This window comes from Methylobacterium sp. R2-1 (genome assembly GCF_014191355.1).
Taxonomy (GTDB): Bacteria; Pseudomonadota; Alphaproteobacteria; order Rhizobiales; family Beijerinckiaceae; genus Methylobacterium.
In genome coordinates, this window is record NZ_JACHWM010000034.1 from 1 (window position 1) to 11,115 (window position 11,115).

Here is an 11,115-nt window from a genome sequence, read left to right on the forward strand (position 1 = left end):
TCGTGACCGAGATCCTGCACCAGATGCAGCACGAGCGCCGAGCCGATGAAGCCGCAGCCACCCGTCACCAGAATGCGCATCGATCCCAACTCCGTAGGTCAAGCTCTTACCCCTGCACACGATGGGTCGTAGGACGGCTCAACGCGGCGAAGTCAAGGCAGCGCCTCTTAAAGCCACTTGCCAGTGCGCTGCCAGAGTTGAGCAAGGAGAAGCCCAGCGTTGAGACGGACGGGCAGCGCGGATTAAAGACGACTTTGCGCATTCGGAAGCGATAGGCCATTCGTTCACGGACAGCTAAAAGCTGGAGCTCGGCCGAGCCTTCAAGAGGCAATCTGGGATCATCAAACTGCATGCGCTGCCGCTGGTGAACCCTCGTCAACGATGTAACGCGACCGCTTACGGGAAGCTCCCCAGGTGGCAATTGGCTCGCTGCTCTGGTAGGACTCCTGAGGGTGTCCCTCGGTGTCATTTGGCCACCACTACAAAGTAATTAAGCGTAAAACTCGTAGCAACACGAGCATAGGTAAACCAGATGTCGCTCTATGAACTGTTTCTCAACAATACTGGACGGCCGATCCATAAATCAGGCCACTACTTTTTCGCATATGAGCGGCATTTCAGCAAGTATGTCGGCCAGCCAGTCACCTTTCTAGAAATCGGCGCGGGAAACGGCGGATCATCGCAGATGTGGAAGCGGTGGTTGGGGCCACTGGCTCGCATTGTAACAATCGATATTAATGAGGTGTGCCGTCAGTACGAGGACGAGCAAGTAGCTGTGCGGATCGGCGACCAATCAAATCCTCAGTTTTTGCAGACAATTATTAATGAGTTTGGCGTACCAGATGCGGTGCTAGATGATGGCAGTCATCATATGCAGCACGTATCAGAAAGCTTCCAGTTTTTATACGACCGGATAGCTTCTAACGGCGTGTACATGATCGAGGATATGCACACCGCGTACTGGCCAGAGTACGGCGGCGGTCGCGGCGATCCGAGGTCGATTATCGAGCGGTTCAAGGGGCTCATCGACGACCTGAATGCGGACCATGTTCGTGACGGCACGGTTACGCCCAGCAAGTTCACTCGCCAGACGGTCGCGATGACCGCATACGACAGCATCCTTGTCTTCGAAAAAGCGCCGCTCATCAACAAGCACATGAGGATGATCGGAAATGAAGACTTGCGAGTCAACTACTAACTTACTGAGCAATCTTATGATTTCATTGCAACGCTGCACGCTCCTATGGGGGACAGCAGATATTCATGATGATGACCCGCAAGTCCGGGTCGTCGATGATTGTGTCTATCTGCCATACAGCCACGGCAGCATTTGGGGATTGTTTAGCTCAGATGGCAGGCCCGTCTTAGAGGCAATCGATTTCCGTGAAGGACTCCACGTACCGGGAGACCAACGTCTTCCAGGCGAAGGCCGGATCGATGTGGCAGTAGCAGAACGGTCTGACACAACATATATTTATGTTGGGCGCATTAACTTTCACTATGGACACTTCCTAGTCAACACCCTTCCGAGGTTCTGGAACATCACAAAGATAAAAACGCCAAATACCAAAATATTGTACCATGGACCGATGTCTATTGAGCAAATTTTCTCCACTCCATACGTAAAGACTATTCTTTCGATGCTGGGGCTGACGCCCGAGGATTTCGTTAAATTCGTAGCCCCGACAAAAATCAAGCACGTTGTCGTACCAAAGACCAGTTTTGAAGAACAACGCTCAGGATATTCCAAATATAAGTCCCTCTGTCACGATATCGGCTTCAGGTTATTGAGAAATATAGATTCATCGGCAAGAATCGGGACTTTATATTATTCAAAAACTCGACTCAGATCGGCCGTCGGTATTATAACAAACGAGATCGAAGTTGAAGAATATATGCGCGAAAAAGGTGTGCGGATCGTCTATCCCGAGGAACTAAGCCTAGAAGAACAGTTATCATTGATGTCAAGAGCCGAAAACATAATCGCGTCGGCTGGATCATTTCTACACACAAGCATTTTCTGCTCCCCTAGAAATATAACTTGCCTAAATGTTACAGAACAGATTAACTCGAATTATACTATTATTGATAAGCTTAATCGAAATGCTGCTGAATACTACTACCCGACCGCTATGCAGGTACTGCCACAACAGGATGGATATCTAACAGCACGGTACCTGCCCGAGGCAAGGGCCGTCGCGGAAAAGCTTTTCGAGATTTCAAGGTCTTGATATTATATAGCCGGGCTCGACACAGCTACTTTGGCAGCGCCTCAGAGAAGAGCACTGTCGAGGTCATCTGAGACCGGCAGAACACTGGCGTTCCATTTCATGAAAAGAATGGATTTGCAAAGCCAGCTGATCGTCGGACTTCCAATCAAGGCGGCACCTGTAGTTACCTATTTATCAATGAATACTGCCGGTCCTGCACTGCCCGCCGCTTCTTTTTACACCCATAACGAGGCAGGAAGATTATCTTTGTGCTAGCTGGACGAATTGATGGTGTAAGCAGATCAGCTGCTTGACTGTCTCTCCGCCGGCTGCAGGCGATCCGGCCTGCACCGGGGTAGCTTCGAGGCGGTCCGCGCGACAAGTCATGCGAGGACTGAAGGCGACGGTCACCCCATCATCGCACGAATACGACCGATCCCGCGTTCAGCCAGCGCGAAATGCTGGTCGCGGGTGACGCAGAGATAGTTCAGAACCCTTGCACCAACGTGGCGCGCGAACCATTCCTGGGGACCGCTCCCGTCGTATGGGATGAGCGTCAGCGCCTCGTCGTCGATCGCATAGATGCGGTAGCCATATGCCGCAAGAATGGCATGGCAGGCGACGAACTTCTCGTGGCCCTGTACCTCCAGCAGAAGCGTCGGCCGCGAATGCAGCGTCTGGCGAAGCCCAGCTAAGGCAATGTGCTCTACCCCTTCGACATCGATTTTCATCAGATCCGGCGCAGATAGATCATGTTGCGGCAGGATCATATCTAACGGGGCGGCTGTCACGATCTCCGTCCGGACCGGCAACCAGTCAGGCGCGTTCGGCGCGATTAGCGACGAGCCTGTGTCCAAAATGCTCTCACCCCAAGCGATGTGAAGGGCGAGCGTCCCGATCTCTTTCGCCACCGCATAGGGCACCACGGAGATCTTTCCGAACAGATCGTTGGCGACCAAGTTCATAGAAAGCCGTGCTCGAACCGCGGAGTTGGGCTCGACCTGGATGACCTTCGCGCTCGGCACCCCGATTTGAGCGAGCATGCCGTAAAGGCCCGTGAACGCCCCTACGTCCGCAACCTTGGTAGAGACACGTGCGATCTCGAGCCAAATCGCGACGCTCGCCGCTTCATAGCTGTCAGGGCCGAAGGCGTGGTAGACCATCGCCACGCCGTCGTCCGAGTTCGAGTACATCGTAAGCGACAGATCGTGAACCCGCACGTCTGCCCATCCATAGAACGGATGTGACGCTCGAAAATCGTGCCCTTCTTGAGCATGCTGCGACATTGGCCGGTAGCGGTACCCCGGCTGCTTCCACGGGCGAGCCGCTAGAGATGCCTGGTTCAGCTCGTTAAGCGCTGCGGTTTTGGTTGCTGCTGTCAAGGCCATACTCTCCACGACGGGCCGCGAACGTACACGCCGAGCAGCGGCGATCAAGGCCTGAGATGGAAGCGCTTCAGATCGGGCTCGGTCGAGGACGAGAAATGCATCGAGAGCGACGGGCGGAGTTGCGCGAGCCGACGGCAGAGTGCCATGCAAGGCTTCCCGCTGATCGCTGCGAAGGGAGCGTGGCCAGGGTATGACTGGCTGTTGGCGAAAGAGACGAAAGGCTGGCTGCCCGAGGTGGACGGTTTGCACCTGTGCGTGCAGCGGCTCGGATTGGACGAGGTGGCCATACGGGAGATCCAAGAGCAGGCGCGCATAAAGCAGCTGCTGCCGGCTTCGGCGATAATGACTGATTGGCTGCTTTGCGGAAGCGTTTGCTCGCGGCGGCGAGGTAAGGCCGAGGGGATGAGGTAAGGCCGAGGGGAGAGGAGCACCCTCTTTTCGTCGCTATTCTGAAGGACAATTGTGCTCGCTACTGCCCTACGTGACGGATTCCATAGCCGCCGACGTCCAACTCCCTCCGATCCGTCCGCAACCGGCGAGCCACGTTGACGTCTACCTGCGAGTCATCAACGCGCTAATGCTGCGCGACATGCGCAGCCGTTTCGGCGGCAACTACTGGGGCTATCTGGTGCAAGTGCTCTGGCCGTGCGTGCACCTCGGCATCCTCGTTGGAGCTATGCACTTCCGCGGCATGAAATCGCCTATGGGCGATAGCACAATGCTCTTCGTCGCCACCGGTGCGCTGCCGGCCCTTGCGTTTCAATACATCTCTCGCGAGGTGATGAAGGGCTACATTGTTCATAAAGCGCTAACCTACTTCCCGCAGGTGAAGCGCTTCGACACCATTGTGGCACGCATTATCGTCGAGATCGTTAGCAGCTTCATGGGTCTCTGTCTAATCTGCGTCGTTTTGTTGAGCTTCGGTGTCGATCCCGTCCCTGTCGACACATTTACAGCCATCACAGGCTATCTCGCTGCAATTGCAATCGGCATAGGCGTAGGCACAATAAACGTGGGCATTGTCTCCGTATTTCCTGGATGGGTACTTGGCTATGTATTGGTTACAATTACAATATATTTTACGAGTGGCGTCTATTTCATGGCATGCTACATGCCGGAAGAAATTTATTATTACATGAAGTGGAATCCAATTGCCCAAATCATCGAATGGGTCAGGCTGGGATATGATCCGACGATTCCGGTTCAGGTCGATTATCTATACATCTTCGGCTGGATCTTCAGCAGCCTCACTGCAGGGCTTCTGTTGGAACGCTACGTGGCGCGGGCGCAGCAATAAATTGCTCATGCCAAGGCGGCGGCCTGCGCATGGACGATGCTCACGCGGCCGCTTTGCCGACAAGGTTGAGCTCATGGAACGCATGAACACGTCCACGACCATCCTCCGCAACAGTAACGTCGCGGCGCCACGCATGGCACTCGGCATTCCGCAGTGAGGCACGCTCCGGCCGACCTCTTACCAGCAGAACACCGCGCTTCCGTCCTCGTGGAAACCGCCCCCGCAGTGACTGGCTCCCTCGCCCTCGCGAGAGCCGCGGGATAAGTTCGGCGGATGGCTGATTTCTTCTCCATCGTCGGCGAACTCTTCAAGGCCAATGCCGTCGCCGACGAGCAGGTGAACGCGCTAGTCGAGGCGTATCTCACCAATCCGGCGGCGGGCGTGCTGTCGATCTCGAATGGCTGCCGAGTCGACATCGCCGAGGCTATGGAAGCGCACACATTCGCGCGAGCCACGCTGTCTGGCGAGATACCAACGCCGTCCCGCAAGAGGAAAGCTGTTCGGGCCGCGATCCTGCTGGCGCGGGCGCAGAAGGCGCGTCGGCCGCTCGTCGGTAAGCCTGGAGCAATCCGGCGCCCCTATGCCGTCGGCCCCGCCCACCAAGCGGCAGCCGTGATGCTCCTTCCCGAACTCGCGCACGATCCGCTTCCGCCCCAGGCAGCCGAGTGGCGCGAGGCCTTCGGCACAGTCCGCCCAACGTCCTCGCCATGGCGGTATCTCGGCACCGCCGCCTGGGCCAACATCCACGACGCCTGCACCGACTTCATCGAGTGCTTCGGCGCGGAAGCTGTGCGCCTGGACTGGACAGTTACCGCGCATTTTGGCGCTCATCCGAAGCACGGCACGTTGCGAGTGGATTGGTGCGCAGGATGATCATGGGCGGCGACAAGGCGATCGGCATCGAGCTGAACCGGATCCTGTTCGGCAACGTGAGTGGCTACCGTAACGTGGCAAGCGCTCCGGTCGGCGCCCCGATCCGGGAGTTCGCCGCGCGGGCGCAGAACGTCTAAGTCGCCGAAGCGCGGCGTCGTAAAGGTGATGGGAGGATAGCGACGTGGCGCATCAGGTGAGCCGAGAAGATCGGATCAAAGTAGTTGCAGAGGTGCTGTCGCGTCCGCCGAGGGATCAGCGCCGCCCGCCCGCGTCCGGCCACCTTCCCCACGATGTCGCCCGCGCAATCGCGGAGCAGATTTTGGACGCGTTGGCCGCCGTAGAGGTGGGCCCTTCGCGCGGATTAAGGGCGTGACCGACCCTGACGCCGGGTCCTGGCGCTACACCTTCGAGCCCAGTCCCGACTTCTCTCTCTCGGTTCGCGGCGAGATCATCGGCCGTGTTCAGCGCGACGACACTAAGGCGACCCCGCCCCATTGGGGTTGGTCGATCAACTGCGTTCGGCAATTCGTCGGCATGACGAAGCCGTGCAAGACAGACAGCGGCTATTGCGAGACGAAGCAGGAGACCGGGGGGCCCTGCGCACCGCATGGCTGCTGGAACACGACTGGCGCGCCGAGATGCGGAAGTTGCCCCCCTACCACGACGCTGGGATGACCTACTGGGTCACCATGATTGCGTGGGAGACCTACAAGCGCCTGGCCTAGGCCGAAATGCGCGGAGTGGAGGGATTTGCGAAGGGTTAGGCCTGGACCTGATGAAGGCGTGGGAGCTCTACCAGGCGGGCACCCAGGAGACGGAGCCGAGCGAGGCTAACCGGGACGGGCGGCAGGCCGAGGTGTGGAACATGCCGAACGCCTTTCTCAGACTGGCATCGCTGGCAGCAAGCGCGGCCTCGACGTGCGGGCGGATCTTCTCCGCCTCGCGGAACTCGCGATACCAGCGTTTGACGGCATCGCTTATCTCGCACCTCCCCGATCCACCACCTTGCCGCATCGGGTGCACACGTCTCTGACGTACCGCTTCGTCGGCGCTGGCGGCTCCTTGATCGTGCACGTCTCGCCGTCAGGGTTCGTGTGCACCTCGTAGGATTGCCACATGCCGCGAAGGCCGTAGCGATCCTCTTGCGGGGTGTCATACCGCGGCTCGAACCTGCATCCCCGGAACCACTTGTCCCGGCGAGGGCAGGGAGGGTCAGTGGTCATGGGATGCCCTTTCCAGAAGGGCCGCGCGTCGCTTCAGTGCGTATTCCATGACGAGCCGCAAGCTGTCGGTTACGTCGCCCGCGCCATCGTGGTGGAAGCCCTCATCAAATTCGCGGTGTTGCAGCAGGTGCGCGTCAGGACCATTGCGATCAGGGCCACAACTCGCGTTGCGACTGACGCTGCATGATCCGACCGACCACCACCAGCCGGGCAAGCGGCGCTCGAACTCCATGATCGCTGCGGCCAGGGCTAGCGCAGGCGTGATGCGCGAGGGATTGACACCCGAAGGGGCGGGACGCTTTGCGGCCCGATCCGAAGGACGAAAGCCCGTTTCCGTAGGAACGCGCCCAAGATCATCCTTCATCTTTCCCCCTCCGCATTCTCCCCTGCCGCAAGCGGGATGGGGGAAGCCACGTACTCGGTGAGCAGTTCGATGATCTGCTTCGCCTGCGTTCTGTCGATGGCGACCTCGGAGAACTTCCGATTGTCCGTGACCTCGCCGTAGAAGACGACCATGTCACAATGGCCGACTTCAACGTCCAGCGTGCCGGTATCGCCCTTGCCCATGAGGGTGAGTTCTCGAATGCTCATTCCCCCTCCCGTTCACGGGAGAGACCGAGGGGGCGGCCAACATCTGCCGACCGAGCCGGAGGATCTGCCAGCCTCCCTTGCCGTCCTCGCGTCGAGCATACTCCGCGTAGCCGAAGCGCTTGCGCGCCTGCCGGGCGCGGTCCTGCGCACGAGTGGCGACACAACCGATCTTGCCGTGCGTCTGCGGCTCGGTGAATGGCGCAAGGCATTCGAGAAACCGGCGCATCTCCGGCGTCAGGCTCGCATCCGCCCGTGTCCGTGCGGTGGCAGCGAAAGCGCGTTTCAGTCCGTCGTCCATCTCTCAGGCCCCTTCTGTAGAAGAGGGGGTGGGGAGACCGTTCTTGGCGATCCACTGGCGCACGAACTCTTCGTCGCGTGCGTGCGTGCGCTGCTCTACGAGCCGGAGGACATCGCTCGGGTCATGAGGGTCTTCGTGCGTAAGGGAGACGAAAGGGCCGGCGAGGGGATGCAGTTAGACAGGCTTGCCCTCGGCCGAGGCATAATATCCAGAGCCGATGCCCTCGAAGCCGTCGCCGTCGTCCTTCCCGCTTTAGGCGTAGGCGCGGCTCCATCGATCACCGCAACAATCGCAATCGTGGCCCTTGTCGCACCTGTCGAAACAGATGCCCACGCTCTCAGCGCGGTGGTTTGCATCGTCCGCGTCACGAGCCTCAATCCAGACATCGGGGCCGATGCCTCGCTCGGGCGCGCGGTCCCACGATCCGCCGCTGTTTTTCTGATGGAAATGATACCACGGCATCCAGGAACCCTCCTTTGCGGAGGGTACCTGAAGCTGCAAGCGATGGGGCTGGCCGAGAACTACCGCTGTCGGTTACCGATCGCGCAGCTTGATCTTGGTGACGCCCTTGGACTCACGCCTGTCCACGTCAATCGTGTGCTGCAGGAGATGCGTGGCCGAGCCCTGATCACGCTTCACGCTCACACGTTAGTGATCGAAGCCTGGGATGAACTCGTGCGAAATGCTCAGTTCGATCCAACGTACCTGAACCTGGAGCGCTGAGCGGCCGCATGACCCTTCGCCTGCAGCCTGTTCAAGTTGCAACGGGTAGCTCAGACACAGAGAGCCACCTCGTCTTCTCGGATGGGTTCCTCGTAGCGGTTCTGGTTCGGCTCTCGGAGATTCACGGAGACAGGGCCGGGATGTGGTTTCTGGAGGCGGGCTTCGGTCCCGTCGATCATCCAGACCCACCCACCTTCGCCGATCTCGATGAGGCCCAAAGCTGGGTCGAGTGGCGGCTTGAAAGCAGACGGTAGTCGGACCGACTGTGAGCGGCAGCAGGTCGTAGTAGTGAGCACAGCGCGTCGACATTTGCCACTAACGCAGCGGATCCGATCTGCGCTCGACACACGGCGCCCGCCACCGCCTCTGAAGCGGTTTGCTTGCACGAAAAAACCCGCCGCGGCTGAGCCGAGCGGGGGAGGAATGCGCCGATCCGGGGGGACAAGCATCCGATTGGTATGACGACGCGCTTGGTCGATCCAGGCCGCCGACCCAGAGCCCACATGGATCTTCCGGGGTACTTCGCGCGGGGCACCTCGATGTGGGCTGATGCACGTAAAAACCCCGCCGCGGCCGAGCCGGGCGGGGGAGTCTCAGGTACGAACCGCTATGGTCCATGCCGGGCAACCGGCCGGGGCCGGCGATGTTCTGGCTCGGTACGAAACCGCACGAAATATCCCGCGTCGGCAGCCCAGGTGATCCAGAGTTCTCGGCGGCGGCTTCAGCGCCACCGCCGAGATCAACTACGTTACGCGGCAGTCCAAACGTCGTCCGCATTCCACTCGCACTGTGCGGTCAGAGAGCCAGCGAACACCGCGTCGAGCCGCCCGCGCTCGGCTTCCACCAGCGGACCGTCCACGGCCACCGGCCGGCAACGCCCGTTCCAGCCCGGAACCACGAAGTCCGGGTTGTGCAGGGCATGGTCCGAACCTTCGGCGAAGAAGGCGCGATCACCGCCATCGATGTAGCTCTCTGCCGGCAGGCCTTCAGCGAGCAAGATGTCGTGGCTGTCGAGTTCCACGTGCCAGTAGGTGACGCTGGCGACCGGCTCACGAGTGATCGTGGTGCCGTTGATGAGGCACATGACGGGCACGAGCATGCCGCCCTCGCCGTCGGCCTCCGCGCCGATCAGCACCGGGTGGCCGGGCGAGAGGAAGAGATCGCGCGACGGCAGTCCGTGACCGGAAGCACCAGCCCGGACGCGAACCGGCTGCTGGTTGAAGGCGAGCGAGCCGCTCTTGGCGGTGATTTCGCGATGCCCGATCCAGACGATGGGCCGCAGCGCACCGGCGGCGGTGACGGCGAGGTCGCCGGCCCTCAGGTCTTCGACGGCGATATCACCACGGGCCGTGCGGATCTTCGTTCCAGTCGTAAAGCAGACAGGAGTGAAATCACCAAGGTTGTTTTCGGAGAACGCCTCCGTTTCCCCCTCAACAACGGGTGTGTTCGAAACGAGGATGGCGAAGCCAGTTCCGTTGCTATTTTGCGAGAAAACAATTTGATTTGGGTTGTCTAAATTTGTTGCGTATGCCGTGAACTGATCACCACCGCCGCTGGCAGTGAAGGTAACGGGATCTCCGACAGCGTTGACGGTTCCATTGAGGATGTACGGCTGCGGATTGTTGTCGTCGTTTTCGAAAACGTTACTCTGAACGCCATCATTGTCTTGAGACAAGAAATTAGTGTCGTAGGTCTGATTATTAAAAACGATCGGAAGTGCCATGGCTGCCTCCACTTTCCGTTAGCGCGTTTCTCTCACATCATTTGGTGGGCACGAGGCACGGCTTCGTGCGGTCGGCCTAGAAAGGCTTCTCTAATGTCGGCAGCGATCAAACAACATATGAGGGCTAAATTTCGGCCGATGATCAAAATACGGTTGATTTGGTTCGGAGTGTGTCGCCGCAGCGACCGTTTCATGTGAGGAGATGTACACCTGAATTTTTGGATAATGATATTTTGAGGTTCTGATTGTAGATGAGTTTGCAACTTGCTCGTGTGAGATCGTATTCCCTGGTCAATGAATCTGTTGAGGCGAACGCACGAGTACGGCGCCACGGTGTGCGACATAGGGCAAAATTATCGGCAATAGCGAACGGTGATCAACCCGGCGTCCCGCCGCTACAGAGTTCGCCCGTGCTCACCAGTCGCTGATGTCAGGCCGCGTCCGCCCGATCAACCGGCCGATGTCCGACTGGGCCACATACGAAAGCCCCCGCTGCTGAGCCGGGCGGGGTGAGTCTAGGGAGGAAACGACAGAGGGTCGTCAGCGAAGGAACAGGGTCAGACGACCCTTGTTCAGCGGCAGTCCGAAATCGTACCGTTCGCTTTCATGGCGCCCCGCGTTCCACTCCGGGCGTCCACATCGCCTCCTCAGGTGCCTCGTGGATCGGCTCCAGCCACGAAAAAAGCCCCGAGGTCGAAGCCCCGGGGCGGTCTGTGGACGAGTGGGATAGTGGGGATCAGCCGCCTCGCTTTGACGGCCCCTGCCGCTCCTGCCGGGTCTCGCGCAGCA

At 59.1% G+C, this 11,115-nt stretch carries 9 protein-coding genes and 1 pseudogene; 6 read left to right on the forward strand and 4 right to left on the reverse strand.

Annotated features, from left to right (window positions below; genetic code table 11):
- Positions 1-532: 532 nt before the first annotated feature.
- Both FHU13_RS26980 and FHU13_RS26985 read left to right on the forward strand, forming a co-directional pair.
- Positions 533-1,198: a class I SAM-dependent methyltransferase gene (locus tag FHU13_RS26980; protein WP_183438904.1), complete on the forward strand. Its 666-nt coding sequence runs from the start codon at positions 533-535 to the stop codon at positions 1,196-1,198.
- Positions 1,173-2,231, forward strand: a complete 1,059-nt coding sequence (locus FHU13_RS26985; RefSeq protein ID WP_183438905.1) for a glycosyltransferase family 61 protein — start codon at positions 1,173-1,175, stop codon at positions 2,229-2,231. Before FHU13_RS26980 ends, FHU13_RS26985 begins: the two co-directional genes overlap by 26 nt.
- A gap of 386 nt (positions 2,232-2,617) precedes the next feature.
- Here the strand turns inward: FHU13_RS26985 and FHU13_RS26990 are convergent, their stop codons facing one another.
- A complete protein-coding gene (locus FHU13_RS26990) occupies positions 2,618-3,592 on the reverse strand; it encodes an FkbM family methyltransferase (protein WP_183438906.1) in 975 nt (324 codons plus the stop codon).
- Positions 3,593-4,175: 583 nt separating this feature from the next.
- Between FHU13_RS26990 and FHU13_RS26995 the strand changes: the two genes are divergently transcribed.
- The 3 genes and pseudogenes from FHU13_RS26995 (at position 4,176) to FHU13_RS27005 (ending at position 6,493) form a co-directional block, all read left to right on the forward strand.
- Entirely contained in the window at positions 4,176-4,895 is a 720-nt protein-coding gene (locus FHU13_RS26995) for an ABC transporter permease (protein ID WP_183438907.1), read from the forward strand.
- 615 nt (positions 4,896-5,510) lie between these two features.
- A pseudogene (locus FHU13_RS27000) lies at positions 5,511-5,905 on the forward strand (hypothetical protein).
- A 429-nt stretch (positions 5,906-6,334) separates the two neighbouring features.
- Positions 6,335-6,493: a hypothetical protein gene (locus FHU13_RS27005; protein WP_183438908.1), complete on the forward strand. Its 159-nt coding sequence runs from the start codon at positions 6,335-6,337 to the stop codon at positions 6,491-6,493.
- Positions 6,494-6,980: 487 nt separating this feature from the next.
- Here FHU13_RS27005 and FHU13_RS27010 read toward each other — a convergent pair whose 3' ends face one another.
- On the reverse strand, positions 6,981-7,355 hold the full coding sequence (locus FHU13_RS27010) for a hypothetical protein (RefSeq protein WP_183438909.1): 375 nt from the start codon (positions 7,353-7,355) through the stop codon (positions 6,981-6,983).
- Positions 7,352-7,582, reverse strand: coding sequence for a hypothetical protein (locus tag FHU13_RS27015; protein ID WP_183438910.1), 231 nt, complete (start codon positions 7,580-7,582; stop codon positions 7,352-7,354). Before FHU13_RS27015 ends, FHU13_RS27010 begins: the two co-directional genes overlap by 4 nt.
- Between FHU13_RS27015 and FHU13_RS28145 the strand changes: the two genes are divergently transcribed.
- Positions 7,575-8,603, forward strand: coding sequence for a helix-turn-helix domain-containing protein (locus FHU13_RS28145; RefSeq protein WP_246714916.1), 1,029 nt, complete (start codon positions 7,575-7,577; stop codon positions 8,601-8,603). The genes FHU13_RS27015 and FHU13_RS28145 overlap by 8 nt on opposite strands.
- A 748-nt stretch (positions 8,604-9,351) precedes the next feature.
- Here FHU13_RS28145 and FHU13_RS27025 read toward each other — a convergent pair.
- A complete protein-coding gene (locus FHU13_RS27025; RefSeq protein WP_183438911.1) occupies positions 9,352-10,326 on the reverse strand; it encodes a Hint domain-containing protein in 975 nt (324 codons plus the stop codon).
- Positions 10,327-11,115 lie beyond the last annotated feature (789 nt).

Excerpts from the sequence above, each read along its gene's own strand:
- FHU13_RS26980 (WP_183438904.1), top strand. The coding sequence starts at position 533 with ATGTCGCTCTATGAACTGTTTCTCAACAATACTGGACGGCCGATCCAT.
- FHU13_RS26985 (WP_183438905.1), top strand. The coding sequence starts at position 1,173 with ATGAAGACTTGCGAGTCAACTACTAACTTACTGAGCAATCTTATGATT.
- FHU13_RS26995 (WP_183438907.1), top strand. The coding sequence starts at position 4,176 with ATGCTGCGCGACATGCGCAGCCGTTTCGGCGGCAACTACTGGGGCTAT.
- FHU13_RS27010 (WP_183438909.1), bottom strand. The coding sequence starts at position 7,355 with ATGAAGGATGATCTTGGGCGCGTTCCTACGGAAACGGGCTTTCGTCCT.
- FHU13_RS28145 (WP_246714916.1), top strand. The coding sequence starts at position 7,575 with ATGCTCATTCCCCCTCCCGTTCACGGGAGAGACCGAGGGGGCGGCCAA.
- FHU13_RS27015 (WP_183438910.1), bottom strand. The coding sequence starts at position 7,582 with ATGAGCATTCGAGAACTCACCCTCATGGGCAAGGGCGATACCGGCACG.
- FHU13_RS27025 (WP_183438911.1), bottom strand. The coding sequence starts at position 10,326 with ATGGCACTTCCGATCGTTTTTAATAATCAGACCTACGACACTAATTTC.